Origin of the sequence: Rhodothalassium salexigens DSM 2132, from assembly GCF_004341375.1 — a bacterium.
In the GTDB taxonomy this organism is placed as follows: domain Bacteria; phylum Pseudomonadota; class Alphaproteobacteria; order Sphingomonadales; family Rhodothalassiaceae; genus Rhodothalassium; species Rhodothalassium salexigens.
The window spans coordinates 22,806-48,524 of the sequence record NZ_SLXO01000007.1 but is presented as its reverse complement, the minus strand read 5'-3'; the positions used below and the strand labels follow the sequence as shown (position 1 = coordinate 48,524).

Sequence of the window (25,719 nt, the reverse complement as noted above, 5' to 3'; positions counted from 1 at the left end):
CCAGTGCCGGCCGCCGCCCCCGCCTGGCACAGGCGCCAGGAAAGGGCAGGGGACCAGCAGCACCGGGCGCCGATCAGAGGTCGAGCAGCAGGCGGCTCGGGTCCTCGATCGCGTCCTTGACGCGGACCAGGAAGGTGACCGCTTCGCGCCCGTCGATCAAGCGGTGGTCGTAGCTGAGGGCAAGATACATCATCGGTCGCACGACGATCTGGCCCTGACGGACCACCGGGCGTTCCTCGATCCGGTGCATGCCGAGGATCGCCGATTGCGGCGGGTTGATGATCGGCGACGACATCAACGAGCCGAACACACCGCCATTGGAGATGGTGAAGGTGCCGCCGCGCATTTCGGCGACGCCGATCTTGCCGTCGCGCGCCCGCCGGCCGAAATCGCCGATGGTCTTTTCGGTGTCGGCGAAGGACAGCGATTCCGCGTTGCGCAGGATCGGCACGATCAGCCCTTGCGGGGCCGAGACGGCGACGCCGATGTCGGCATAGTTATGATAGACGATCTCGTCGCCGTCGATGCGCGCATTGACCGCCGGCACCTCGCGCAGCGCCAGGCAGCACGCCTTGACGAAGAACGACATGAAGCCGAGCCGCACGCCGTGCTTCTTCTCGAACAGCTCGCGATAGCCTTTGCGCGCCTTGTTCACCTCGGTCATGTCCACGTCGTTGTACGTGGTCAGCATGGCGGCGGTGTTCTGCGCGTCCTTCAGCCGTTCGGCGATGCGCTTGCGCAGCCGGGTCATCGGCACGCGCTCTTCCGGCCGCGCCGGGCCGGCGGCGGCCGCCGCCGGGGCAGGCGCCGGCGCCTTGGCCGCGCCCTTCTTGCGCGCCGTGCCCTGGTCGAGCGCGGTCAGCACGTCGCCCTTGGTCAAGCGCCCGTCCTTGCCGGTGCCGGCGATCGACGCCGGGTCGAGGTTGTACTCGTCGACCAGCCGGCGCACCGCCGGCGCCATGGGTTGGTCCGGGTGTTGGTCTGGGGCTGGGCCGCGGCTACTGGGCGCCCGGCTGGCCGACCGCGCCGCACCGGCCGGCTTGTCGCTCGGCGTTGGCGTCGCGGCCTGGCTGGCGGCGGCTTTCGGCGCCGGGGCAGGGGCGGGCTGGGTCGTGGCGGGCTGGGCCGTGGCGCCTTCGCGGACCACGGCGATGGCGCTGCCGACCGCCACGCTGGCGCCTTGGGCGACCAGGTGGCTGACCACGATGCCGGCCACCGGCGACGGGATCTCGGCGGCGGCCTTGTCGGTTTCCACCTCGGCGATCGCCTCGTCGGCCTCGACCCGGTCGCCTTCCTGTTTGAGCCACGAACCCAATTCGCCCTCGGTCACCGACTCGCCCATTTCCGGGATCGTGACCTCGACCTCGCGGCCGCCGCCGTTCGAGGCGCCGGGCTTTTGGTCGTCCTGACCCTCGCCCTGATCCTCGCCTTGGCCATCGCCCTTGGCGGCGGGCGCCGGGCTTGGCGCCTTGGTCTGCGCCTGGCCTTGGGCGGCCTTGCCGTCGCCGGCCTCGACCCGGGCGATCAGCGCGCCCACTTCCACCGTGTCACCTTCGGCGGCGACCAGTTCGCTGATCGTCCCAGCCACCGGCGCGGTCACTTCCATGGCCACCTTGTCGGTTTCGAGTTCGGCGACCACTTCGTCGGCCTCGACCGGGTCGCCCACTTGTTTGTGCCAGGTGCCGACGGTCGCTTCGGTGACCGACTCACCCAGTTCCGGCACGCGGATTTCCTCAGCCATGGACGATTAACTCCTTGTCAGATCGAGTGCTTGCGCGACCAGCTCGTCCTGCTGGCGCTTGTGGGTGGAGGCCAGACCCGTGGCGGTCGCGGCGGCGGCGTTGCGTCCGGCATAGCGCGGCCGCCCGGCCTTGCTGCCGGCCTGGGTCATGGTCTCTTCCAGCAACGGTTCGATGAAGCGCCAGGCGCCCATGTTCTGGGGCTCCTCCTGGCACCAGACGACGCTGTCCAGATTGGCGAACCGCTCCAGCAGTTCCAGCACCGCCTCGTGGGGGTAGGGGTAGAGTTGCTCCACCCGGGCCAGATAGACATCCGTCAGGTCGGCCTCGTCGCGCTTTTCCAGCAGGTCGAAATAGACCTTGCCGCTGCACAGCACGAGCCGGCGCATGCGGTCGTCTTGGGTCAGCTTGAGCGTCGAATGGCGCTGCATGTCGGCGTCGTCGTAGAGCACCCGGTGGAACTGCGTGCCGGGCCCCATCTCGGCCAGGCTCGACACGCATTTCTTGTGGCGCAACAGCGACTTGGGCGTCATCAGCACGAGCGGCTTGCGGAAGTCGCGGTGCAGTTGCCGGCGCAGGATGTGGAAATAGTTCGCCGGCGTGGTGCAGTTGGCGACCTGCATATTGTCTTCCGCGCACAGTTGCAGGAAGCGCTCCAGCCGCGCCGAACTGTGCTCGGGGCCCTGGCCTTCATAGCCGTGGGGCAACAGCAGCACGATCCCCGACATGCGCAGCCACTTGACCTCGGCCGACGAGATGAATTGGTCGATGATCACCTGCGCGCCGTTGGCGAAGTCGCCGAACTGGGCCTCCCACAGCACCAGCGCATTGGGCTCGGCGAGCGAAAAGCCGTACTCGAAGCCCATCACGCCGAACTCGCTGAGCGGGCTGTCCAGGACCTCGAAATGGGCCTTCTTGTTGACGTGGCGCAGCGGGATGTGCCGGGCCTCGGTCTTCTGGTCCACATAGACCGCGTGGCGCTGCGAGAAGGTGCCGCGGCCGGAATCCTGGCCCGACAGGCGCACCCAATAGCCCTCGTCGAGCAGGCTGCCGAACGCCAGCGCCTCGGCGGTCGCCCAGTCGAAGCCGGTGCCGCTGTGGAACATCTTCTCCTTGGCGCCGAGGATGCGCTTGAGCGTCTTATGGGGGTGGAAGGTCTCGGGCAGCGTGGTGATCGTGTCGCCGATCCGGCGCAGGGTGTCGGCGTCGACGCCGGTTTCGGCGCGCCGGGCTGCCGGGCGTTCCTCCAGGCGCGGGCGCTTCAGCCCCCGCCAGCGGCCTTCCAGCCAGTCGGCGCGGTTGGGGCGGAAGTCCTTGGACGCGTCGAAGGCGTCTTCCAGCAGGTTGGTGAAGTCGCGCACCCAGCCGTCGACCTCGTCCCGGGTCACCACGCCCTCGTCGACCAGCCGCTTGGCGTAGATGTCGATCACGTGCGGGTGGTTGCGGATCGCCGCATACATCAAGGGCTGGGTGAAGCTCGGCTCGTCGGCCTCGTTATGGCCGAAGCGGCGGTAGCAGAACATGTCCACCACCACGTCGCGCTTGAACTTCTGGCGGAACTCGGTGGCCAGCTTGGTGGCATAGACCACCGCTTCGGGGTCGTCGCCATTGACGTGGAAGATCGGCGCCTGGACGATCTTGGCCATGTCGGACGGGTAGGGCGACGAGCGCGCGTAGATCGGGCTGGTGGTGAAGCCGATCTGGTTGTTGACCACGAAGTGCACGGTGCCGCCGGTGCGGTAGCCGCGCAGGCCCGAGAACGAGAAACACTCGGCCACCAGGCCCTGGCCCGAGAAGGCGGCGTCGCCGTGCAGCAGCAGCGACAACACCTGCTCCTGGCTGTGGTCGCCGCGCTGGGTGAGCTTGGCGCGCGCCTTGCCCAGCACCACCGGGTCGACCGCTTCCAGGTGCGAGGGGTTGGCGGTCAGCGACATGTGCACCACATTGCCGTCGAACTCGCGGTCCGCCGAGGTGCCCAGATGGTACTTCACGTCGCCCGAGCCCTCCACGTCCTCGGGGTGGTGGGTACCGCCCTGGAACTCGTGGAAGATCTGCTGGAACGGCTTGAGCATCACATTGGCGAGCACGTTGAGCCGGCCGCGGTGCGGCATGCCGAGGACGATCTCCTTCAGCCCGTGCTGGCCGCCGGTCTTGATGATGCCTTCGAGCGCCGGGATGATCGCTTCCGCGCCGTCGAGGCCGAAGCGCTTGGTGCCGATGTATTTCTTCGCCAGGAAGGTCTCGAAATGGGCGGCCTCGATCAGCTTTTTCAGGATCGCGCGCTTGCCCTCGACGGTGAACTGGATCTCTTTCTCGCGGCCCTCGATCTTCTGCTGAATCCAGGCCTTTTCCTCGGGCTCGTTGATGTGCATGAACTCGACGCCCACCGACGCGCAGTAGGTGCGGCGCAGGATCGCCACGATCTCGTCCATGGTCGCGGTTTCAAGCCCGAGCACATTGTCGATGAAGATCGGCCGGTTGCGGTCCTGGGGGCCGAAACCGTAGCTCTCGGGGTCGAGCTCGGGGTTGTGCAGGGGCTCTTCGAGCCGCAGCGGGTCGAGGTCGGCGATCAGGTGACCGCGCACCCGATAGACACGGATCATCATCAGCGCCCGGATCGAATCGAGCGTCGCGGCGCGCACTTCGGCGGGCGATGGGCCGGCGGCGGCGGCCGCTGCCTTGGCCGGGGTCTCGGTCGCCCGGGGCTTGGGCTCGGGTGTCATCCGGGTCGGGTCGAGCCCGGCGGTCCAGTCGTCGTCGGGGCTGGGCGGCCAGTCGTCGTGCCGGGCCCAACTGGGCCCCTGGGCCGCCGCCCGGGCGGCGCCGTCTTCGAGGTGGGAGAACACAGCCCTCCAATCCTCGCCGACGGCGTCGGGGTCGTCGCCATACCGTTGATACAGGTTTTCGACGAAGGTGGAGGATACTCCTTCGAGGGCCTCCTGTGGATCGTGATCCAGTGCCATGGTGCCTTTCTCGGACGCGGGCGACCCCGTTCGGGGGCGGGGCCGCGCGTCCCCGTTTACCGCCTCTAATGTCTCATGGTGTCGAGTAGCGTGGTGCCCAGCGACGCCGGGCTGTCCGCCACGGTGATGCCGGCCTTGCGCATGGCCGCCAGCTTGTCTTCGGCGCCGCCCTTGCCGCCCGAGACGATCGCACCGGCATGGCCCATGGTCCGCCCCGGCGGCGCGGTGCGCCCGGCGATGAAGCCGACGGTCGGTTTCTTGACCGGGTGCTGGGCCAGGAAGGCGGCGGCCTCTTCTTCGGCCGAGCCGCCGATCTCGCCGATCATGATGATCGCCTCCGTCTCGTCGTCGTCCAGGAACAGGGACAGCACGTCGATGAAGCTGGTGCCATTGACCGGGTCGCCGCCGATGCCCACGCAGGTGGACTGGCCAAGCCCGGCCGCCGTGGTCTGTGCGACCGCTTCATAGGTGAGCGTGCCCGAGCGGGAAACAATCCCCACCTTGCCCTTTTTGTGGATATGGCCGGGCTGGATGCCGATCTTGCAGGCGTCGGGGGTGATGACGCCGGGGCAGTTGGGGCCGATCAGGCGCGAATTGCTGCCTTTGAGCGCGCGCTTGACGGTCACCATGTCGAGCACCGGGATGCCCTCGGTGATGGTGACGATCAACTCGATGCCGGCGTCGATGGCTTCCAGGATCGCGTCGGCGGCGAACGCCGGCGGCACATAGATCACGCTGGCATTGGCCCCGGTGGCGTCGCGGGCGTCGGCGACGGTGTTGAACACCGGCAGGTCCAGGTGCTTGGTGCCGCCCTTGCCGGGCGTGACGCCGCCGACCATCTGGGTGCCGTAGGCGATCGCCTGTTCGGAATGGAAGGTGCCCTGGGCGCCGGTGAAGCCCTGACAGATCACCTTGGTGTCTTTGTCGACGAGGATGGCCATGGCTTAAGACTCCCGCACCGCTTTGACCACCTTGGCGGCGGCATCGTTCAGATCGTCGGCCGGCTCGATGGCGAGGCCGCTTTCGGCCAGCTTTTGCTTGCCGATTTCCACATTGGTCCCTTCCAGGCGCACCACCAGGGGCACGGCGAGCTGCACCTCGCGTGCCGCCGCGATCACCCCGTCGGCGATCACGTCACAGCGCATAATGCCGCCGAAAATGTTAACGAGAATACCTTCGACATTTTCGTCCGACAGGATGATCTTGAACGCTTCGGTGACCCGTTCCTTGGTCGCCCCGCCGCCGACGTCGAGGAAGTTGGCCGGCGCGCCGCCTTGCAGCTTGATGATGTCCATGGTCGCCATGGCCAGCCCGGCGCCGTTGACCATGCAGCCGATATTGCCGTCGAGGCGGATATAGTTCAGCTCGTGCTGGCTGGCCCGCACCTCGGCCGGGTCCTCCTCCGACTCGTCGCGCAACTCGCGCACCTTCTCGTGGCGGAACAGCGCATTGCCGTCGAAGCTCATCTTGGCGTCCAGGACCACCACATCGTCGTCCTCGGTGACCACCAGCGGGTTGATCTCCACCAGCGCGGCGTCCTTGGCGATGAACGCGGCATAGAGCGACTGCACCACCTTGATGCACGCCTTGGCGGCCTTGCCGGTCAGGCCGAGCCCGAACGCCACCTTGCGCGCATGGAACGGTTGCAGCCCGGTCACCGGGTCGATCTGCACGGTCATGATCTTCTCGGGGGTGGCGGCGGCCACGTCCTCGATGTCCATGCCGCCCTCGCTCGACGCCACGATCGCCACCTGGCCGGTGGCGCGGTCGATCAGCATCGACAGATAGAGCTCATTGGCGATCCGGCAGCCGTCCTCGACGAACAGCCGGCGCACTTCCTTGCCCTCGGGGCCGGTCTGGTGGGTGACCAGGGTTTTGCCAAGCAACTCCTTGGCCACCGCCTCCACCTCTTCAAGCGACTTGACCACCTTGACGCCGCCGGCCTTGCCGCGGCCGCCGGCGTGGATTTGCGCCTTGACCACCCACACCGGGCCGCCCAGGGCCTTGGCGCGTTCGACGGCTTCGCTCGGCGTGTAGGCGACGCCGCCGCCGAGCACGGGCGCGCCGTACTCCTTCAGCAGCGCCTTGGCCTGATACTCGTGAATGTTCATCGCGATGATCCTCGGTCTGGTTCAGCGGCGGGCGTCAGCCCAGGCTCGGGTCGATCTTGATGGCCGCGGCGGTCAGTTCCTTCACCGCCTCGACCGAGTGGTTGAACATGTCCTGTTCGGCCTTTTCGAACGACACCTCGACCACGCGTTCGATGCCGTCGGCGCCGATCACCGCCGGCACGCCCACATAGTAATTGTCGACGCCGTACTGGCCGGTCAGATAGGCGGCGCAGGGCAGCACGCGCTTTTCGTCCTTGAGATAGGCTTCGGCCATCTGGATGGCGCTCGCCGCCGGGGCATAGAAGGCCGAGGTGCCCAGTTGCTTGACGATCTCGCCGCCGCCGAAGCGGGTGCGCTCGACGAGCGCGTCGATGCGCTCCTGGGTGGTCCAGCCCATCTTGATCAGGTCGGGGATCGGGATGCCGGCGACGGTGGAATAGCGCACCAGCGGCACCATGGTGTCGCCATGGCCGCCGAGCACGAACGCCGACACGTCCTCGCGGCTGACGCCGAATTCGTCGGCCAGGAAGGTGCGGAAGCGCGCGCTGTCGAGCACGCCGGCCATGCCGCAGACCTTGTTGGTGGGCAGGCCGGACATCTTTTGCAGCGCCCACACCATCACGTCAAGCGGGTTGGTGATGCAGATCACGAACGCGTCGGGGGCGTGGGTCTTGATGCCGTCGCCGACCGCGCGCATGACCTTGAGATTGGTGTCGACCAGGTCGTCGCGGCTCATGCCCGGCTTGCGCGGCACCCCGGCGGTGACGATGACCACGTCGGCGCCGGCAATGTCCTGATAATCCGTGGTGCCGGTGACCTTGCCGTTGAAGCCGTCCACCGGCCCCACCTGGGCCAGATCCAGCGCCTTGCCCTCCGGCACGCCTGCCTTGATGTCGAACAACACGACCTCGCCGAGGTCTTTGAGCGCGGCATAATGGGCGAGCGTGCCGCCGATATTGCCTGCGCCGATGAGGGCGATCTTGGATCGGGCCATGGGGGGATGCTCCTTTGCGAAGCCGGGGGAGGATAGAGAAAGACTGAGACCAAATTGCGGGCTATCGTACCGCGTTTCGTTTAGGTGGACAAGGGGCGGTGAACATGCCGGTTATTCGATAAAAGTCGCAGGCGACCGCCGCGCCGTGCGGGGCGGCGCGGCGGTCGATGCACGGGTCGGGGCCGACCCGTAGCGGTCAGTCGTCGGGGTCGACGCCGCCGTGACCGCAGCGCAGATATGCCTGCGATTGCATGGCCATGAGCCGCGACACGGTGCGCTCGAACTCGAACGTGCCGTCGCCCTGGGGGTAGAGATCCTGAGGCGGTGCTTCGGCGAGCGCGAACAGCTTGACGCCCTGGTCGTAAAGCGCGTCGATCAGGGTAACGAAGCGCTTGGCCTCATTGCGTTTTTCGGGGCCCATAATGGGGATGCCGACGATGAAAACGGTGTGAAAGCGGCGCGCGATGGCCAGATAGTCGGCCGCGCCGAGCGGGTTGGCGCACAGGCGCTTGAAGCTGAACACCGCCACCCCGCGCGCCGACTTGGGCACGAACACCTCGCGGCCCTGCACCGTCAAGGTCTCGGTCGGCACCTGGTCGGCGTCGTCGATCGACCGGTCGGTCATGCGGAAAAAGGCATGGCGCATGGTGTCGGTATTGGCGTCGGTGAGTGGATGGAGATAGGTGTTCAGGCCGCTCAGGCGATTGAGCCGATAGTCGGTGGGACCGTTCAGCGTCTCCACATCCAACCGCTCATTCAACAGGTCGATGGCCGGCAGGAACAATTGCCGGTTGAGACCGTCCTGATAAAGGTCGTCGGGCGGCCGGTTGGAGGTGATGACCATGACCACGCCGCGGTCGAGCAACTCTTCGAACAGCCGGCCCAGGATCATGGCGTCGGCCACGTCGTTGACCTGCATCTCGTCGAAGCACAAAAGGCACAGATCCTGGGCGATCTGGTGGGCGACCGGCGGGATCGGATCGTCCTCGGTGGTGCCGGCCAGTTGCGCGCGCTCCTTGGGCGACAGGCGGCGCCACCGGGTCATGCGGTCGTGCACCTCGGCCATGAATTCGTGAAAGTGCACCCGGCGCTTGTGCGGCGTCGGCGCGGTCTCGAACATCAGGTCCATCAGCATCGACTTGCCGCGCCCGACGCCGCCCCACAGATAAAGACCCCGCGGCGCCGAGGTCTTGCGTGCCAGAAAGGTCAGCCGCCGCCAGATCTTCTGGTCGAGGGTCCGGCGCCGCGGCGCGGGGTAGCTGTCGATCGCGCGATACAGCCGTTCGAGCCGCCGGGCCACCTGCTCCTGGGCCGGGTCCGGGTGCAGGTCGCCGGCTGCCACCAAGGCTCGATAGGCCGCCAATGGGCCGGGGTCTTCGGGCGCCGAGGCACGCGGCGCGGTCGCACTGTACAAGGTGAACTCCTTCGTCGTCGAACGGCTGGTCAATGGGCGAATATATGGGACGCGACAGGGCTTGGGGCCAGGGATTTCGACGCCCGCCAGCGCGCCGAACGGGCGCGCACGGCCACCGGCGCCGGGCGTTTTAAAGTCCTCTTAACCGGGGGGGGCGTATGTCCAGGGCGTGACAAGATTTCGATAGTCAGTTCTTGCGCTGCCCTGGAGTTTCCTGTCCATGCGTCGACCTTCGATCCGTGGTGCACTGACACTGCTTACGGTTGTGTCGCTCGTGTCGCTGGTGGCGGTGGCTCTGCTCGCCGTCTTACCGCTGCGCGACGATATGTTGGGCGATCGTCAAGCCCGACTTCAAGCCCTGACCGACGTTGCGGTGTCGACAATCGACCGTTATCGGTCGCTTGAACGCGCGGGCGCCTTGAGCCGCTCGGAAGCACAGCGTCAAGCGATCACGGCGGTGGCCGCGCTCAATTACGAGGGCAGTAATTATTTCTGGATCAACGATCTGGATGCTTTCATCGTGTACCACCCCAGCGACGCGATCAACCAGACCGATCAATCGACGTTTGAGGACGCCTTGGGCAAGCGAATCTTCCTGGCGTTTGTGGATGTGGCGCGGCGCGATGGGCGGGGATTCGTGCAATATCATTTCCCACGTCCGGGCGAGACCGAACCGCTGCCCAAACTGTCCCATGTGGTGCGGGTAGCGGACTGGGACTGGGTGGTCGGCACCGGATTTTACATCGACGACCTGGATGCCCAGACTGCGGCGGCGCTGCGGCGGATCTTCGCCTGGGTCGGGCTGGTGGCGGCGATCGCCGGCGGATGTCTGGTCTGGCTGTCGCGCGCCGTGCAGGGGCGGGTGCTGGCGCTGAGCCGGGCGATGACCCGGTTGAGCGAGGGCGCGCTCGACACCCCGGTGCCCGATACCGACCGACGCGACGATCTGGGAGCTATGGCGCGCGCTGCGGCCTTGTTCAAGGACAGCGCCATCGAGGCCCGGCGCGTGGAGCGCGAAAACCGCCTGTCTGAGGAGCGGATGCGCGCGGCCGAGGCGGAGCGGTTGCAGGAACAGCGCGCCCGCGAGGCCGAGCAGCAGGCGCGCGAGGCCGATCAGGCCGAGCAGGCCCGCCGCGATCGCGAGGCCGAATTGCAGCGCTTGGTGACGGCGTTCGAAAGCCGGGTTCGCACCATCGTCGAACGGGTGGTCGAGGCCAGCAGCGGCATGGCCGGCGAGGTCGCCACCTTGCAAAGCTATGTCCAGGACAATGCCGAGGCGGCCGAAACCACGGCCACCCTGGGGCGTCAGACTTCCGAAGCGGTCAGTACGGTGTCAGCGGCGGTGGAGGAATTGGCGGCGTCGACCCGCGAGATTTCCGAGCGCACCGACAAGGCGAGCCAGTCGGCCGCCGACGCTGTCGCGCAAGGCGAGCGCACCAATAGCGGCATGACCCGGCTGAGTGAAGCGGGCGAGCGCATCACCGAGGTGGTCGGCCTGATCCAGGACGTGGCCGAACAGACCAACCTGCTGGCGCTCAATGCCACCATCGAGGCGGCCCGGGCGGGGGAGGCCGGCAAGGGCTTCGCCGTGGTCGCCGGCGAGGTCAAGGCTCTGGCCGGTCAGACCGCCCGGGCGACCGAGGAAATCCGTGCCCAGGTGGCAGCGATGCGGGCGGCGACGGGCGAGGCGGTGACCGCCATCGGGTCGATGCACGGGACGATCGCCGATATCGACAGCGAGGCGCAGGCGATCACCGGGGCAACCAGCGAACAGGACGCTTCGACCCAGGAGATCGCCCGGACCATGACCGAAACCCAGTCCAACACGCAGCAACTGACCGATCGTATGGAGGCGATGCGCGCCGGTGCCAACACCGCGCTTGGCGCCAGCACCGAATGTGCCAATGCCGCCGACAGTCTGGGCCGGTTGGCCGAGGATCTGCGCACCGCGGTCGACGCGTTCGTGCGCGACCTCAGCTAAACGAACGGCCGGCCGCGGGCGTACGCGGTCCGGCCGTCGGGTTGGGCGCGGGCGGTGGCTCAGAACTGGCGTTCGAGCATCATCTTCTTGATTTCGGCGATCGCCTTGGCCGGGTTCAGCCCCTTGGGGCAGACATTGGCGCAGTTCATGATCGTGTGGCAGCGGTAAAGCCGGAACGGATCTTCGAGCATGTCGAGCCGTTCGCCGGTGGCTTCGTCGCGGCTGTCCACCAGCCAGCGATAGGCCTGCAACAGCGCCGCCGGGCCCAGATACTTGTCGCCGTTCCACCAATAGCTCGGACACGAGGTGGAGCAGCAGGCGCACAAGATGCACTCGTAAAGCCCGTCGAGCTTGGCGCGGTCTTCGCGCGATTGCAGGCGCTCCTGGGTCGGCGCCGGCGTGTCGGTCTGAATCCATGGCTGGATCAGATTGTACTGGGCATAGAAGGTGCTGAGGTCGGGCACCAGGTCCTTGACCACATGCTGGTGGGGCAGCGGATTGACCATCACGTCGCCCTTGAAGTCCTCGATGGGCGTGGTGCAGGCGAGCGAGTTGGTGCCGTTGATGTTCATGGCGCACGACCCGCACACGCCTTCGCGGCACGACCGGCGGAAGGTCAGCGTCGGGTCGATCTCGTTCTTGATCTTGATCACCGCGTCCAGGACCATCGGGCCGCACTCGTCCAGGTCCACCGTGTAGGTGTCCATGCGCGGATTGCCGCCGACGTCGGGGTCCCAGCGATAGATGTGGAACCGCTTGGTGTTGGTGGCGCCTTCAGGCGCGGGGAAGGTGCGCCCCTTTTTGACGCGCGAGCCTTTGGGCAGGGTGAATTCGGCCATGGGTCAGGGTCCCCTCGATACGGCCGGGGGCAGCAGTGGCAGCGACTGCCCCGGTCCTTGAAATCGGGTGGCGCGCCGGCGGCAGGTCCGGCGGGCCGTCATGCGCTCAGTACACCCGCGCCTTGGGCTCGATGTACGGGAATTCGTCGGTCAGGGTGTAGGTGTGCACCGGGCGATAGTCCAACTCGACCTTACCGTCGCGGACCCAGCCGAGCGTGTGCTTCATCCAGGTCTCGTCGTCGCGCTCGGGATGGTCTTCATGCATGTGCGCGCCGCGGCTTTCCTTGCGGTTGGCCGCCGAATGCATGGTCACCACCGCTTGCGCGATCATGTTGTCGAGCTCCAGCGTCTCGATCAGGTCCGAGTTCCAGACCAGCGACCGGTCGGTCACCTTGATGTCGGCCATCTGCTGGTAGACATTGTCGATCAGCGTCTTGCCTTCGTCCAGGATCTCGGTGGTGCGGAATACGCCGCAGTTGGACTGCATGGTCTTCTGCATCTTGCCGCGGATTTGCGCCGTCGGCGAGCCGCCGTCGGCGTGGCGGAACCGGTCGAGCCGGGCAAGCGCCTCGTCGCCCGATTTGGGTTTGAGCGTCCGCGCCTTGAGCCCGTCGCCGGGCTGCACCTTCTCGGCTACCCGGTCGGCGGTGGCGCGGCCGAACACCACCAGGTCGATCAACGAGTTGGAGCCCAGCCGGTTGGCGCCGTGTACCGACACGCAAGCCGCCTCGCCGACCGCATAGAGCCCTTCGACCACCGTGTCGGCGTCGTCGCCCTGCTTGGTCACCACCTCGCCGTGATAGTTACACGGGATACCGCCCATATTGTAGTGCACGGTGGGGATGACCGGGATCGGGTCCTTGGTCACGTCGACGCCGGCGAACACCTTGGCCGCCTCGGAGATGCCGGGCAGGCGTTCGGCCAGCACGTCGGCGTCGATATGGTTGAGGTACAGGTGGATATGGTCGCCTTCGCGGCCGACGCCGCGGCCGTCGCGGATTTCGGACGCCATCGAGCGCGAGACCACGTCGCGGCTGGCCAGATCCTTGGCCGACGGCGCGTAGCGTTCCATGAACCGTTCGCCCTCGGCGTTGCGCAGGATGCCGCCTTCGCCGCGCGCGCCCTCGGTGATCAGCACGCCGGCGCCGTAGATGCCGGTGGGGTGGAACTGCACGAACTCCATGTCCTGCAAGGGCAGGCCGGCGCGGGCCACCATGCCGCCGCCGTCGCCGGTGCAGGTGTGCGCCGAGGTGGCCGAGAAATACGCCCGGCCATAGCCGCCGGTGGCCAGCACCACGGCCTCGGACTGGAAGCGGTGCAGGGTGCCGTCCTCCAGGTTGAGCGCCACGACCCCGCGACAGACACCGTCTTCCATGATCAGGTCGAGCGCGAAATATTCGATAAAGAACTCGGTCTTGTGCTTGAGCGACTGTTGATAGAGCGCGTGCAGCATGGCGTGGCCGGTGCGGTCGGCGGCGGCGCAGGTGCGCTGCGCCGACGGGCCTTCGCCGAACTCGGTGGTCATGCCGCCGAAGGCGCGCTGATAGATCTTGCCTTCCTCGGTGCGCGAGAACGGCACGCCATAATGTTCGAGCTCGTAGACCGCCTGCGGGGCGTTCTTGCACAGATATTCGATGGCGTCCTGGTCGCCGAGCCAGTCCGAGCCCTTGACCGTGTCATAGGCGTGCCATTGCCAGGTGTCGCGGCCCATATTGCCGAGCGCGGCGGCGATGCCGCCTTGCGCCGCCACGGTGTGCGAGCGGGTCGGAAACACCTTGGTGATGCAGGCGGTGCGCAGGCCGCGTTCGGCCAGCCCCATGGTGGCACGCAGCCCGGCGCCGCCGGCGCCCACTACGACGGCGTCGTAGACATGGTCGGTAATCGGATAGGCTTGGCTCATCTGTTAAGCACCCAAAGCAATCTGAAGAACGGAAACGACGCCGAGCAATCCCAGGCCGGCACAGACCAGGGTCATCAGGATCACCAGCGCGACCTTGAGCCATTCGCGGTGGACATAATCTTCCACCACCACCTGCAGGCCCAGGCGGACATGGTAAAACACATTCATGACGCACAGGATCAGCAGGGCGGCGACCACCGGGTTGCGCATCCAGGCGACCAGCGCGTCGTAGCTGCTGCCGGCCATGGCCACCAGCGACACGATCAACCAGCCGACCAACACCAGGTTGATCACCGCGGTCACCCGCTGGCGCCACCAGTGTCCGGTGCCCGACTTGGCCGAGCCCAGGCCGCGCGCCCGGGCCAGCGCGGTGCGTTCGATGGTCATGTCAATTCCCCTGCAAGACGAGACGGGCGCCGATCCAGATCGCCAGCGTCAACACCACCGCCAGGATCGCCAGGCTGCTGCCCAATTGTCGGTTTTTGTCGGGCTCCAGCCCCGCGCCGGTGTCCATGACCAGGTGCTTGATGCCCGAGCCCAGGTGCAGCATCAGCGCGAGCGTCAGCAGAAACAGGACGATGTGGCCGACCGCGCCGCCGATGAGCTTGAGGAAATAGGCGTGATAGTCGGGGCCGCTGGCCAGGGCGGTCAACCACCAGACCAGCAGCAGCGCCGCCGCCACGCTGGCCAGGCCGGCCAAGCGGTGCTGGATCGACAGCGCCATGTGCAAGCGCCAGCGCCAAATGCCGATATGGGGGGAAAGGGGTCGGGGATGTTGGGCCATGGACCTCTCCGGTTTCCTGCACGAACCGTCGGCGAACGTGCTCTAACCTAGGCATGGCATAGGGCCTCTGCGAGGGGCAGAGGCTCCGACAGATGGTCGCAAGCCCTTGCCCAGGCACGTCCGCGAGCGTCGAGCACCCTTAACGCCGGCGCGCGCGAAGGGCAAGCAATTCGCCGCCTCGATACCCGCGAGGGTCGAAAAGCAACCGGATCGGGCCGGTGGACGACCGGGTCTTGCGCGCCCGTCCCTCGGCCATCATGGCGTCACATTGCCCGCCATGACGGCCGAGTGAGAGCACGGCGTGCGCGACCCGAGCCTGCGGGTCGGTCCGGGCGCACCGCCCCGGCGACTCAATGCCCAGGGGGCTTTGGGCCGATGGCGCGCGGCCCGGCGCACAGGCCGGGTTTCAGCCCCGCGCGTCGATGGCGTCTTTGAGTGCCACCAGGCGCCGGGCCTGGTCCACGTGCAGCGCCTCGATCATCCGGCCGTCGACGGTGACCACGCCCTTGGCGTCGCCGTCCTCGCGCTCCCAGCCCTCGATGATCCGGCGGGCGTCGGCGATGTCGTCGGCAGCGGGCGCGAAGGCGGTGTTGGCGGCGGCCAGCTGTTTGGGGTGGATGAGCGTCTTGCCGTCGAAGCCGAGGCCGACGCCCTGGGCGCATTCGCGCGCCAGCCCGTCGTCGTCGTTGAGGTCGCCGAATACCCCGTCGATGGCGGCGAGCCCGGCGGCGCGGGCCGCCAGCACCACCATCTCCAGGCTGGTCAGCATGGCCTGGCGGTCGGGCATGGCGCGGCTGTGCAGTTCCTTGGCCAGGTCGTTGGTGCCCATGACCAGCGCGGTCAGCCGGGGCGTGGCATCGGCGATGGCGGCGGCGTTGAGGATGCCGCGCGGCGTCTCCATCATCGCCCACAGCGCCACCTCCTGCGCCGGGTCGAGGGTGTAGAGCCGTCCGGCCACGTCTTCCAGCATGGCGGCGTCGGAGACCTTGGGCACCAGGATGGCGTGCGGGCGTGCCTCGGCCGCGGCGGTCAGGTCGTCGGCGCCCCAGGGCGTGTCGAGCCCATTGATGCGGATCACCAATTCGCGCCCGCCATAGCCGCCGTCGCGCACTGCACCGGCGGCTTGGGCACGGGCCGCTTCCTTGGCGGCCGGGGCGACGGCGTCTTCCAGGTCCAGGATGATCGCGTCGACGTCCAGCGTTTTGGCCTTTTCCAGCGCGCGCTCCTTGGATGCCGGCATGTAAAGCACCGAACGGCGGGGGCGCAGGGCAGACGACGCGGGTCTGGTCATGGGCGGGGCTCCTCATTGGCAAGCATGCGTGTTCCGGGTGTAGCCGCCCGGCCCGGGCCGTGCCAAGCCCCGCGCGGGGCTTGGCTGGTGGCGGCACCGCCGGGCGCCATGGAATCGCCACAATTCGACCGTGCCCGCGCCGCACTCGGCCCGCACCGTCAAACCGTTGGCTCCTGGCCCGGTGACCTGACGGCGTCGCGTTTCCCCCCTTTTGGCGACGTCGGGGTCAACCGGGCTTTTTTTTGCCCGGCGCCAGGCGGCGCGGCACTCTCAGGGGCCGCCCGCTGGCGGCGTCGGCGCTTGCGTCGGCGCTTGCGTTGGCGCGCGCGCTCGGGCTTGCTGGGCGCCGATCGACAGGGCAGGCCAAGATAGGCCAGGGCAGGGGAGCCGAGCCATGAAGCTTTACGAATTATGCGGGGCCGACCGGGCGGTGTGTTTTTCGCCGTTCGTCTGGCGGGTGCGGCTGGCGCTCGCCCACAAGGGGCTCGCCTATGAGGCCGTGCCGACCAGGTTTCGCGACAAGGACGCCTATGCCCCGTCGGGGTCGCGCACCGTGCCGGTGCTCCATGACGGCGACGCCTGGGTCGGCGACAGTTGGGCGATCGCGCAGTATCTGGAAGACACCTATCCCGACCGGCCGTCGCTGTTCGGCGGCGCGCCGGGGCGGGGCATGGCGCGCTTCGTCGCCCGCTTCGCCGACAGGGTGGTGGTGCGCGGGCTGTTCCCGATGATCGCGGTCGACGTGGCCGCCGCGCTCGACGACGCCGACGCCGCGTACTTCCGCAACAGCCGCGAGGCCGCCTTGGGCCGGACGCTCGAACAGGCGGCCGAAGACCGGGCGGCGGCGCGCGACGCGCTGCAGGCCCGGCTCGCCCCCTTGGCCGCGACGCTCAAGGACCAGCCGTTTGTGTGCGGCGACGAGCCCGCCCATGGCGACTATCTGCTCGCCGGGCCGTTCGCCTGGGCGCATCTGGTCTCGCCCTTCGACCCGCTGGCCGGCGACGCGGTGTTGTGCGACTGGCGCGCGCGCATGTTTGCCTTGTTCGACGATCTGATCGGCGGCGCCAGGCGCGCCGTCTAAGGCCGCCGACGGGGCGGGGCAGGGCGCGAAACCCTTGTGCCGCGCGGCTTGGCTTCGGGCTTGAACGCGTGCCGCGCAGCGCCTATGACGGTGCGCTGTGCGGCACGGACGCCGCCCGTGCCGTCGTTCCATCATCTTTTGGGCCCATCGTCGGATGGGCATCGGCGAAAGAGAGGCAGGCTGCACATGGCTCCACGCCTGGAGGCGCGATCGCTGGTGAAACGCTTCGGGCCGATCACCGCGGTCGACCATATTTCCCTGAAGGTGGAGGCCGGCGAAGTGCTCGGCTTCCTCGGTCCCAACGGGGCCGGCAAGACCACCACCATGAAGATGCTCACCGGTTTTCTCGACCCCAGCGAGGGCGAGGCGTATGTGGGCGGCGTGTCGGTGGCCGACGATCCCGAACGGGCCAAGCGACAGATCGGCTATCTGCCCGAGGGCGCGCCGGCCTATGGGGATATGACACCGCGCGGGTTTCTGACCTTCGCCGCCGAAACCCGGGGGTTGACCGGGGCGGCGCGCGACGCCGCGGTGGCCCGGGCGGTGCACGCCCTGTCGCTCGACCGGGTGATCGACCAGACCATCGAGACGCTGTCCAAGGGCTTTCGCCGCCGGGTCGGGCTCGCGCAGGCGATCCTGCACGACCCCGATGTGCTGATCCTCGACGAGCCCACCGACGGCCTCGACCCCAATCAAAAGCACGATGTGCGCAACCTGATCGACGGCATGCGTAAGGACAAGGCGATCATCGTCTCGACCCACATCCTTGAAGAGGTGGAGGCGGTGTGCACCCGCGTGGTGCTGATCGACCGCGGCCGCATCGTCTTCGACGGCACGCCGGCCGAGTTTCGCGGCCGTGCCGAGGGCGCCGGCACCTTGCGGGTGATCCTGCCCGCCGACGCGGTCGAAGACGCGGTCGAGCAGTTCGAGGACCTTGACGAGGTCAGCGCCATGGACCGGCACCCGACGCCGGACGGCCGGGTGCGCTTCACGCTCACCGGCGACGACCGCATCGCGCTCATCAACCGGGTCACCGGGGTGATCGACGGCGCCGGCTGGCCCGCCGACGAGTTGGAGCTCGACGCCGGGCGGCTCGACGAGGTGTTCCGCGCGCTGACCAGCCGCGAGACCGACCATCAGGACAGCAATCAAGGCCAAGAGGTGCGCGCATGACCGGCTGGCTGAGTATCTTCAAGCGCGAGTTCCGGGCCTATTTCGCGACCCCGCTCGCCTATGTGTTCATCGTCATCTTCCTGGTGTTGAGCGGGGTGTTCACCTTTTTCGTCGGCGGCTTTTACGAGCGCGGCCAGGCCGACCTGCTGCCGTTCTTCGCCTATCTGCCCTGGCTCTATCTGTTTCTGATCCCGGCGGTGGCCATGCGGCTGTGGGCCGAGGAGCGCAAGTCGGGCACGCTTGAACTGTTGATGACCCTGCCCATCGGCATTTCGGGCGCCGTGGTCGGCAAGTTCCTCGCCGCCTGGGCGTTCACCGCCGTGGCCCTGGGCCTGACCTTCCCGCTGGTGATCACGGTCAATTTCCTGGGCAGCCCCGACAATGGCGCCATCGTCTCGGGCTATCTGGGCGCCTTGCTGATGGCCGGCGCCTATCTGGGCATTGGCGCGGCGGTCTCGGCGACCACCAAGAACCAGGTGGTGGCGTTCGTGCTGTCGGTGACCGTGTGTTTCCTGTTCACCGTGTCGGGGCTGGAGATCGTCCAGGCGTTCTTCCCCGACGCCGTCGGCAAGGAAGTGGCCAAGTTCAGCTTCCTGACCCGGTTCAACGACATCTCGCGCGGCGTGCTCGACCTGCGCGACGTGATCTATTTCGCCACCCTGATCGGTTTCTGGTTGTTCTTGAACCGGTTGTTTCTGGATAACGCGCGGGAGGCGGGCTGATGCGCACCAACTGGCTCCGCTCGGGCGCCGTCGCCGGCGTCCTGGCCTTTTTGCTGTTCGTGTCGATCAACATCGTGGCCGACCGGTTGTTCTCGTCGGCGCGGCTCGACATGACCCAGGAAGGGCTGTTCACCCTGTCCGAGGGCACCGAGGAGGTGCTCGAAGGGCTCAACGAACGGGTGTCGATCACCTTCTATTTCTCCGAGCGCGCGGCGGCCAACAATCCGCGCCTGTTCGCCTATGGCCGGCGGGTCGAGGATCTGTTGCGCGAGTATCGCGCCCTCGCCGGGTCGAAGATCGACCTCAAGGTGGTCGACCCGCGCCCGTTCACCCAGGCCGAGGACGAGGCGGCGGCGGCCGGCATCCGGCCGATCGGCGGGCTCGGCGACGGCGCACCGCTCTATCTGGGGCTGGTCGCCGAGGACAGCACCGACCAGGAAGAGGTGATCGAGTTCCTGTCGCCGGATCGCGAGCAGTTCCTTGAATACGACCTGACCAAGCTGATCTACACGCTCGACGCCAAGGCGCTGCCCAAGCTCGCCATCCTGACCACCCTGCCGCTCGAAGGCGCGCCGGGCAATCCGCTGATGGGCGGCGGGGGCACGCCGCCGCAGATCGTCTATGAGCAGCTGGTGGAGCTGTTCGACGTCACCGTGCTCGACCCCGGCTTCGACGCCTTGCCCGCCGACACCGACGTGCTCATGCTCGCCCACCCGCCGGCACTGAGCGACCGGCAGCGCTATCTGATCGACCAATATGTGCTTGGCGGCGGCCACGCGGCCTTGTTCCTCGACCCGCAATCGGAAGCCAGCCTGGCCGCCGGCGGTCCCATGGCCGGCATGGGCGGCGACATGCCCGACAGTTCGGGCCTGCCCGACCTGCTCGCCGCCTGGGGCGTCGAGATGACCGAGGACAAGCTGGTCGGCGATCTGGCCTATTCCCAGCGCGTCGATTTCGGCGGCGGCGGATTCCGCCAGACCAAGGACTATGTGCTGTGGCTGGCGGTGACCGACGACAGCATCGACCCGCGCGACCCGGTCACCGGCCCGGTCAACGCGCTCAACTTCGCCACCGCCGGCGCATTGAGCCCGATCGACGGCGCGACCACCGCGTTCCGGCCGCTGGTGCAGTCAAGCCGGGCGTCGGCCTTGATGGACATCCCCGCCAACCTGGCCCAGCCCGACGCCGACGCGCTGATGCGCGCGCTCGACCCCGACGACCGGGTCTATACGCTGGCCGCGCGCGTCTCGGGCCCGGCCCGGACCGCGTTCGCCGACGGCCCCGTGGCGCCCGAACCGGACCCGGCCGACGAGGGCGACGCCGCCGAGGAGAGCGACGAGAGGGCGGAGCCCGCCGAGGGCGATGCGGGTGGGGCGGCGTCGGACGATGCCGCCAGCCCCGACGCCGGGGCCGAGAGCGTCCCGGCGACCGAGATACAGGCCGCCCACCGCACCCAGGGCGACATCAACATCATCGTCGTCGCCGACGCCGACCTGATGGACGACCGCTTCTGGGTCCGGGTGCAGAATATCTTCGGCCAGCGGGTCGCCCAGCCGATCGCCGACAACGGCACCTTCGTCATCAATGCGCTGGAGAACCTGTCGGGTTCCAAGGCGCTGATGAGCCTGCGCGGGCGCGGCGTTTCGCAGCGGCCGTTCGCGGTCGTTGAAGAGATGCGCCGCGATGCCGAAGCGCGCTATCTTGAGCAGGAGCAACGCCTGCAGGCGCGCCTGGAAGAGACCGAGCGCCGGCTGGCGGAATTGCAGGGCCAGACGCCGGACGACCAGCTTTTGCTGTCGCCCGAGCAGGAAGCGGCCATCGAGCGGTTCCGCCAGGAGCGCCTCGCCGTGCGCCAGGAATTGCGCGACGTGGAGCGCAACCTGCGCAGCGATATCGAGCGGCTGGGCAACCTGCTGGCGTTCCTCAACATTGCCGCCGTGCCGATGCTCATCGTACTGGGCGTCGGCGTTTTGGTAGTCTGGCGGCGTAAGCGAGGAGCAAGGCCATGACCATGAGCCAGAAAGAGACGACGGTTCTGGGCTTCGTCACCCTGTTGGCGGTGCTGTGGGCGATCTGGGTGCTGTTCGGTGAGCGCCCGGCGCCGCCGCCGTCGAGCCGGGCGCTGTTCCCGGTGCTCGACCAGAAGATCGACCAGGTCGGTCGCATCACCGTCACCGGGCCGGACAATAGCGTCTCGATGGTCAAGCGCGACGGCGTCTGGCAGGTGGGCGAACGGCGCTGGTATCCCGCCCGCCGCGACCAGGTGGTCGACCTGCTGCGCGGCATCGTGGCCGCCGAGCGGTTGCAGGAAAAGACCGCCGACCCCGACCTGTTGCCCAAGGTGGGCCTGGGCGAGGAGAATGCCAAGCTGTTGCGCCTGCTCGACGCCCAGGGCCAGCCGCTCGCCGTGCTCTATGTGGGCCAGCGCGAGACCGGCAGCGTCGACCGCGACAGCGAGACCTTCGTGCGCCGGCCCGAGGAAGCGGCCAGTTGGACGGTGTCCAACCTGCCGCGCCTGTCCCCCGACCCCATCGACTGGCTCGACAAGGACGTGTTCGACATGAACCGGGCCCGGGTCGCCGAACTCTCGGTCGCGCATCCCGACGGCGAGGCCGTGCGCATCGTCCGCGACGCCGAGACCGGCGACTTCGTGCCCGCCGATCTCGCCGAGGGCGAGACGGTGGCGCCGGGCGGCAAGGCCGGTGCGGCGGTCACCGCGCTCACCTTCATCAACCTCAAGGACGTGGCGCCGGCCAAGGACAAGAGGATCGAGGGCGAGCCGGTGGTGGTCACCCTGACCGCCAAGGACGGCCTGGTGGTCACCGCCCGGGTCTGGCCGCGCGACGACGCTGCGTGGGTTGCGCTCGACGCCTCGGTGGACGGCGCGCGGATCGCGGCGGAGGCGGACGGGGGCGCCGAGGCCCGGCGTGCCGAGATCGAGCAGGAAGCCCAGACCTTGAACGCGCGCTGGTCGGGGTGGATATATGCCCTGCCGGCCTACAAGGGCGACGACCTGACGCCGCGCCGCGATGACCTGATCGACGCCGACACTGGTACCGACCCGGACAAGAGCGCCGACCCGGACAAGGGCGCCGACGATGCGGCCCAGCCCGACGCGGGCGAGCCCCGGCCCTGATCCAGCGGCCGGCCGGGCGCGGCGGGGTCGCGTCCGGCCGGCGATCGTTTCCATTCCCGACCGGCGGCGCGGCGTTGCGCGCCCCGCAGGCGATGACCGCCCCCCAGACCCGATGACCGGAGGACACCGACGGATGAGCGACAGTCAGACCCAATCCTCAGACCAGAGCGGCGAGGAACGCCGCGGCTTCGAGGCCGAAGTGGCCAAGCTGCTGCGGTTGATGGTCGACTCGGTCTATTCCGAGCGCGAAGTGTTTCTGCGCGAACTGATCTCCAACGCCGCCGACGCCTGCGACAAGCTGCGCTACGAGGCGCTCACACAGCCCGACCTGACGCGCGACGACCCCGATTTCGCGATCACCGTCGAGGTGGACAAGGACGCCGCCACCATCCGGGTCAGCGACAATGGCATCGGCATGAACCGCACCGAGATGCGCGAGCATCTGGGCACCATCGCCAAGTCGGGCACCGAGGCGTTCGCCAAGCAACTGACCGGCGACGCCGCCAAGGACGTGTCGCTGATCGGCCAGTTCGGCGTCGGCTTCTATGCCAGCTTCATGGTCGCCGACCGGGTGCGGGTGATCTCGCGCCGCGCCGGCGAGCAGGCCGCACAGGAGTGGGAGTCCGACGGCCATGGCGACTATGCGATCCGCAACGCCGAGCGCGCCGGGCGCGGCACCGACGTGATCCTGCACCTGAAGGACGACGCGCGCGAGTTTCTGGACACCACCAAGCTCGACGACATCGTGCGCACCTATTCGGGCCATATCCCGGTGCCGGTGACGATCCGCGAGGCGGGCGCGGAAGACGCCGCCTCGGTCAGCCAGGGCACGGCGCTGTGGACCCGGCCCAAGGGCGACATCGCGGACGAGGAATACACCGAATTCTACCGCCATGTGGGCGGCGGCTTCGACGAGCCCGCCTGGACGATCCACTACAAGGCGGAGGGCATGATCGAGTACACGGTGCTCCTGTTCGTGCCGTCCATGCGCCCGATGGACCTGTTTGACCCGGCCCGCAAGCCGCGCGTCAAGCTCTATGTGCGCCGGGTCTATATCACCGACGACACCGCCGAGTTGCTGCCCGGCTGGCTGCGCTTCCTGCGCGGCGTGATCGACTCGGAGGACCTGCCGCTCAACATCAGCCGCGAGATGTTGCAGAACAACCCGGTGGTCCGGCGCATGCGCAAGGCGATCACCAACAAGGCGCTGACCGAGCTCGAACGCCTGGCCGACAAGCAGCCCGAGACCTTCGCCAAGATCTGGGAACAGTTCGGCCCGGTGCTCAAGGAAGGGCTCTACGAAGACGCCGACCGGCGCGAGCAGTTGCTCAAGCTGGCGCGCTTCCGCACCACCAAGCGCGACGGCTGGGTGTCGCTGGCCGACTATGTGGCCGCCATGAAGGACAAGCAGAGCGCCATCTACTATGTCACCGGCGAGGACGAGGCGGCGGTGGCGCGCCAGCCGCAGCTTGAAGGCTTCAAGGCCCGCGACGTGGAAGTGCTGCTGCTGTCCGACCCGGTGGACGACTTCTGGCTCCAGGTGGCGACCGATTTCGAGGGCAAGCCGTTCAAGTCGATCACCCGCGGCGGCTCCGACCTCAAGGACCTGGGCGATGCGCCGGCCGGCGACGACGCCGAGCCGGTGGCCGACGACAAGCTCGACGCGCTGATCGCGCGGCTCAAGGCAGCGCTTGGCGATACGGTCACCGACGTGCGCCGTTCCGACCGGCTGACCGAGACGCCGGCCTGCCTGGTCGCCGACGATGCCGGCATGGACCTGCACCTCGAACGGATGCTCAAGGCGCACCAGCAGATGGCCCAGGCCATGCCCAAGGTGTTGGAGATCAACCCCGGCCACGCCATGGTCCGCGCCATGGCCGAGGCGGCGGGCAAGGGCGACGCCCCGATCCTGGAAGACGCCGCCTGGCTGCTGTTCGACCAGGCGCGGGTGCTTGAAGGCGAGACGCCGGACGACCCGGCCGCCTTCTCGCGCCGCTTGAGCCGACTGATCACCCAAGGTCTCGCCTGAGCGCGGCGGTGCCGGCCTCGTGCCGGCGCCGCTGCCTTGGTTTTTTCCGTTTCTCCCCGAAAGGCTCCGCCCCATGTTCGAAGGCTCGCTGCCCATGACGCCCAAGCCCGAAACCCTGTTCGTCGCGCCCGACGCCGCCGAGGCCAAGGGGGCGACCCCGGTTCGTCCGGTGGCGGCGGCGGGCGTCGAGGCGTGGCGCAAGGGGCTCGACGCGCCGCAGCGGCGCTGGGCCGAGATGCAGGACTTCAAGGCCGCCAAGGGCAGCGTGGTGACGCTGCCGTCGGCCAAGGGCGGGCTTGAGGCGGTCGCCCTGGGGCTGGGCGAGGACGGCGCCGAAATGGCCGACATCTGGGCCTATGCGGCGCTCGCCGAGGCGGTGCCGGCGGGCGTCTACCGCATCGACGCCAGCCTGTCGGGCGACGCCGCGCGCCACGCCGCCCTGGGCTGGGGGCTGGCTCAGTACCGGTTCGAGCGCTATCGCAAGGCCGCCGAGCCGGTCGAGCCGCGCCGGCTGGTGCTGCCCGAGGGGCTGGCGCTCGCCGACGCGGTGGCGGCGCTTGAAGGGCTGTTCATGGTCCGCGACCTAGTCAACACGCCGACCGAGCATATGGGGCCGCGCCAACTGGCCGATGAGGCGGGCATTCTGGCCCAGCGCCACCAGGCCTCGTTCCGCTGCATCGAGGGCGACCATCTGCTCGACGAGGGCTTTCCGCTGATCCACGCCGTGGGCCGGGCGAGTGCCACGCCGCCGATCCTGATCGATCTGCGCTGGGGCCGCGCCGACGCGCCAAAGCTGACCCTGGTGGGCAAGGGCGTGTGTTTCGACAGCGGCGGCCTCGACCTCAAGCCGTCGAACGCCATGCGGCTGATGAAAAAGGACATGGGCGGCGCGGCGCACGCGCTCGGGCTGGCCCACTGGATCATGACCGCGGGGCTCGACGTGCGCCTGCGGGTGCTGATCCCGGCGGTGGAAAATGCCGTCTCGGGCAACGCCTTTCGCCCCGGCGACGTGTTGTCGAGCCGGGCCGGCCACAGCGTCGAGATCACCAATACCGATGCCGAGGGCCGCTTGGTGCTCGCCGACGCGCTCACCTATGCCGCTGAAGACACGCCCGACCTGGTGCTCGACTTCGCGACCCTGACTGGGGCGGCGCGGGTGGCGCTCGGCGCCGACGTGCCGGCCTTGTTCACGGCCGACCACGGGCTCTCCATGGCGCTTGCCCAGGCGGCGGCGGCCGAGGGCGACCCGGTGTGGCGTCTGCCGCTCTATGCGCCTTACGAAGAAGACCTGAAGTCGCCGATCGCCGACATGGTCAACGCTGCCGAGACCGGCATGGCCGGGGCGATCACCGCCGCCTTGTTCCTGCAACGCTTCGCCGCCGACCTGCCGCAATGGGCGCATTTCGATGTCTATGCTTACAACCAGCGCAACCGCGCCGGCCGGCCCCAGGGCGGCGAGGCGATGGCGTTGCGCACCGTGTTCCGCTATCTGGCCGACCGCTTCCCGGCGTCGTGACCCGCCGGCCGGCGCCATTAAGCCGGCCTTAACGGGCGCCTTCCTA

Annotated in this window: 19 protein-coding genes; 8 read left to right on the top strand and 11 right to left on the bottom strand. The window is 68.2% G+C overall.

Translation table 11 applies throughout. From position 1 onward, the window contains the following. Nucleotides 1-73: 73 nt before the first annotated feature. The 6 genes from odhB to zapE all read right to left on the bottom strand — a co-directional run bounded on the left by odhB (nucleotide 74) and on the right by zapE (nucleotide 9,221). The gene (gene odhB / locus EV659_RS09855; RefSeq protein ID WP_132708715.1) at nucleotides 74-1,741 is read right to left on the bottom strand and encodes a 2-oxoglutarate dehydrogenase complex dihydrolipoyllysine-residue succinyltransferase; all 1,668 of its coding nucleotides are present in this window, start codon (nucleotides 1,739-1,741) and stop codon (nucleotides 74-76) included. A 6-nt stretch (nucleotides 1,742-1,747) separates the two neighbouring features. Next, nucleotides 1,748-4,702, bottom strand: a complete 2,955-nt coding sequence (locus tag EV659_RS09850) for a 2-oxoglutarate dehydrogenase E1 component (protein WP_132708714.1) — start codon at nucleotides 4,700-4,702, stop codon at nucleotides 1,748-1,750. Nucleotides 4,703-4,767: 65 nt separating this feature from the next. Continuing rightward, nucleotides 4,768-5,643 (bottom strand): succinate--CoA ligase subunit alpha, encoded by an 876-nt coding sequence (gene sucD / locus EV659_RS09845; RefSeq protein ID WP_132708713.1) that lies wholly within the window; start codon nucleotides 5,641-5,643, stop codon nucleotides 4,768-4,770. A 3-nt stretch (nucleotides 5,644-5,646) separates the two neighbouring features. Beyond that, nucleotides 5,647-6,813: an ADP-forming succinate--CoA ligase subunit beta gene (gene sucC / locus EV659_RS09840; protein ID WP_132708712.1), complete on the bottom strand. Its 1,167-nt coding sequence runs from the start codon at nucleotides 6,811-6,813 to the stop codon at nucleotides 5,647-5,649. Nucleotides 6,814-6,847: 34 nt separating this feature from the next. Next, a complete protein-coding gene (gene mdh / locus EV659_RS09835; RefSeq protein ID WP_132708711.1) occupies nucleotides 6,848-7,807 on the bottom strand; it encodes a malate dehydrogenase in 960 nt (319 codons plus the stop codon). Nucleotides 7,808-8,003: 196 nt separating this feature from the next. Continuing rightward, nucleotides 8,004-9,221: a cell division protein ZapE gene (gene zapE / locus EV659_RS09830; protein ID WP_200287576.1), complete on the bottom strand. Its 1,218-nt coding sequence runs from the start codon at nucleotides 9,219-9,221 to the stop codon at nucleotides 8,004-8,006. A gap of 220 nt (nucleotides 9,222-9,441) precedes the next feature. Between zapE and EV659_RS09825 the strand changes: the two genes are divergently transcribed. Continuing rightward, entirely contained in the window at nucleotides 9,442-11,202 is a 1,761-nt protein-coding gene (locus tag EV659_RS09825; RefSeq protein ID WP_132708710.1) for a methyl-accepting chemotaxis protein, read from the top strand. A gap of 59 nt (nucleotides 11,203-11,261) precedes the next feature. On the opposite strand, the gene EV659_RS09820 is transcribed toward EV659_RS09825, so the two are convergent. The 5 genes from EV659_RS09820 to EV659_RS09800 all read right to left on the bottom strand — a co-directional run bounded on the left by EV659_RS09820 (nucleotide 11,262) and on the right by EV659_RS09800 (nucleotide 16,016). After that, nucleotides 11,262-12,041, bottom strand: a complete 780-nt coding sequence (locus tag EV659_RS09820; RefSeq protein WP_132708709.1) for a succinate dehydrogenase iron-sulfur subunit — start codon at nucleotides 12,039-12,041, stop codon at nucleotides 11,262-11,264. A 106-nt stretch (nucleotides 12,042-12,147) separates the two neighbouring features. After that, nucleotides 12,148-13,941 carry a succinate dehydrogenase flavoprotein subunit gene (gene sdhA / locus EV659_RS09815; protein WP_132708708.1) on the bottom strand — a complete coding sequence of 598 codons (1,794 nt, stop codon included), beginning with the start codon at nucleotides 13,939-13,941 and terminating at the stop codon, nucleotides 12,148-12,150. A gap of 3 nt (nucleotides 13,942-13,944) precedes the next feature. Continuing rightward, nucleotides 13,945-14,328, bottom strand: coding sequence for a succinate dehydrogenase, hydrophobic membrane anchor protein (sdhD, locus tag EV659_RS09810; RefSeq protein WP_132708707.1), 384 nt, complete (start codon nucleotides 14,326-14,328; stop codon nucleotides 13,945-13,947). Between the two features lies 1 nt (nucleotide 14,329). Beyond that, nucleotides 14,330-14,725, bottom strand: coding sequence for a succinate dehydrogenase, cytochrome b556 subunit (gene sdhC, locus EV659_RS09805; protein WP_132708706.1), 396 nt, complete (start codon nucleotides 14,723-14,725; stop codon nucleotides 14,330-14,332). A 406-nt stretch (nucleotides 14,726-15,131) separates the two neighbouring features. Further along, nucleotides 15,132-16,016 carry an HpcH/HpaI aldolase/citrate lyase family protein gene (locus EV659_RS09800; protein ID WP_132708705.1) on the bottom strand — a complete coding sequence of 295 codons (885 nt, stop codon included), beginning with the start codon at nucleotides 16,014-16,016 and terminating at the stop codon, nucleotides 15,132-15,134. A 394-nt stretch (nucleotides 16,017-16,410) separates the two neighbouring features. Here EV659_RS09800 and EV659_RS09795 point away from each other — a divergent pair, with 394 nt between their 5' ends. The 7 genes from EV659_RS09795 to EV659_RS09765 all read left to right on the top strand — a co-directional run bounded on the left by EV659_RS09795 (nucleotide 16,411) and on the right by EV659_RS09765 (nucleotide 25,673). Further along, nucleotides 16,411-17,097: a glutathione S-transferase family protein gene (locus tag EV659_RS09795; protein ID WP_132708704.1), complete on the top strand. Its 687-nt coding sequence runs from the start codon at nucleotides 16,411-16,413 to the stop codon at nucleotides 17,095-17,097. 186 nt (nucleotides 17,098-17,283) lie between these two features. Next, nucleotides 17,284-18,270, top strand: coding sequence for an ABC transporter ATP-binding protein (locus tag EV659_RS09790; RefSeq protein ID WP_132708703.1), 987 nt, complete (start codon nucleotides 17,284-17,286; stop codon nucleotides 18,268-18,270). Beyond that, on the top strand, nucleotides 18,267-18,992 hold the full coding sequence (locus tag EV659_RS09785; RefSeq protein ID WP_132708702.1) for an ABC transporter permease subunit: 726 nt from the start codon (nucleotides 18,267-18,269) through the stop codon (nucleotides 18,990-18,992). The genes EV659_RS09790 and EV659_RS09785 overlap by 4 nt, the downstream gene beginning before the upstream one ends. Continuing rightward, complete coding sequence (locus EV659_RS09780) at nucleotides 18,992-21,001, top strand: Gldg family protein (RefSeq protein WP_132708701.1); 2,010 nt, start codon at nucleotides 18,992-18,994, stop codon at nucleotides 20,999-21,001. The genes EV659_RS09785 and EV659_RS09780 overlap by 1 nt, the downstream gene beginning before the upstream one ends. Next, entirely contained in the window at nucleotides 20,998-22,128 is a 1,131-nt protein-coding gene (locus EV659_RS09775) for a DUF4340 domain-containing protein (protein WP_132708700.1), read from the top strand. The genes EV659_RS09780 and EV659_RS09775 overlap by 4 nt, the downstream gene beginning before the upstream one ends. Nucleotides 22,129-22,261: 133 nt before the next feature. Then, nucleotides 22,262-24,157: a molecular chaperone HtpG gene (gene htpG, locus EV659_RS09770; RefSeq protein WP_132708699.1), complete on the top strand. Its 1,896-nt coding sequence runs from the start codon at nucleotides 22,262-22,264 to the stop codon at nucleotides 24,155-24,157. A gap of 73 nt (nucleotides 24,158-24,230) precedes the next feature. Then, nucleotides 24,231-25,673, top strand: a complete 1,443-nt coding sequence (locus EV659_RS09765; protein ID WP_207894076.1) for a leucyl aminopeptidase family protein — start codon at nucleotides 24,231-24,233, stop codon at nucleotides 25,671-25,673. Nucleotides 25,674-25,719 lie beyond the last annotated feature (46 nt).

Excerpts from the sequence above, each read along its gene's own strand:
- odhB (WP_132708715.1), bottom strand. The coding sequence starts at position 1,741 with ATGGCTGAGGAAATCCGCGTGCCGGAACTGGGTGAGTCGGTCACCGAA.
- EV659_RS09850 (WP_132708714.1), bottom strand. The coding sequence starts at position 4,702 with ATGGCACTGGATCACGATCCACAGGAGGCCCTCGAAGGAGTATCCTCC.
- sucD (WP_132708713.1), bottom strand. The coding sequence starts at position 5,643 with ATGGCCATCCTCGTCGACAAAGACACCAAGGTGATCTGTCAGGGCTTC.
- sucC (WP_132708712.1), bottom strand. The coding sequence starts at position 6,813 with ATGAACATTCACGAGTATCAGGCCAAGGCGCTGCTGAAGGAGTACGGC.
- mdh (WP_132708711.1), bottom strand. The coding sequence starts at position 7,807 with ATGGCCCGATCCAAGATCGCCCTCATCGGCGCAGGCAATATCGGCGGC.
- EV659_RS09825 (WP_132708710.1), top strand. The coding sequence starts at position 9,442 with ATGCGTCGACCTTCGATCCGTGGTGCACTGACACTGCTTACGGTTGTG.
- EV659_RS09820 (WP_132708709.1), bottom strand. The coding sequence starts at position 12,041 with ATGGCCGAATTCACCCTGCCCAAAGGCTCGCGCGTCAAAAAGGGGCGC.
- sdhA (WP_132708708.1), bottom strand. The coding sequence starts at position 13,941 with ATGAGCCAAGCCTATCCGATTACCGACCATGTCTACGACGCCGTCGTA.
- sdhD (WP_132708707.1), bottom strand. The coding sequence starts at position 14,328 with ATGACCATCGAACGCACCGCGCTGGCCCGGGCGCGCGGCCTGGGCTCG.
- sdhC (WP_132708706.1), bottom strand. The coding sequence starts at position 14,725 with ATGGCCCAACATCCCCGACCCCTTTCCCCCCATATCGGCATTTGGCGC.
- EV659_RS09800 (WP_132708705.1), bottom strand. The coding sequence starts at position 16,016 with ATGACCAGACCCGCGTCGTCTGCCCTGCGCCCCCGCCGTTCGGTGCTT.
- EV659_RS09795 (WP_132708704.1), top strand. The coding sequence starts at position 16,411 with ATGAAGCTTTACGAATTATGCGGGGCCGACCGGGCGGTGTGTTTTTCG.
- EV659_RS09790 (WP_132708703.1), top strand. The coding sequence starts at position 17,284 with ATGGCTCCACGCCTGGAGGCGCGATCGCTGGTGAAACGCTTCGGGCCG.
- EV659_RS09785 (WP_132708702.1), top strand. The coding sequence starts at position 18,267 with ATGACCGGCTGGCTGAGTATCTTCAAGCGCGAGTTCCGGGCCTATTTC.
- EV659_RS09780 (WP_132708701.1), top strand. The coding sequence starts at position 18,992 with ATGCGCACCAACTGGCTCCGCTCGGGCGCCGTCGCCGGCGTCCTGGCC.
- EV659_RS09775 (WP_132708700.1), top strand. The coding sequence starts at position 20,998 with ATGACCATGAGCCAGAAAGAGACGACGGTTCTGGGCTTCGTCACCCTG.
- htpG (WP_132708699.1), top strand. The coding sequence starts at position 22,262 with ATGAGCGACAGTCAGACCCAATCCTCAGACCAGAGCGGCGAGGAACGC.
- EV659_RS09765 (WP_207894076.1), top strand. The coding sequence starts at position 24,231 with ATGTTCGAAGGCTCGCTGCCCATGACGCCCAAGCCCGAAACCCTGTTC.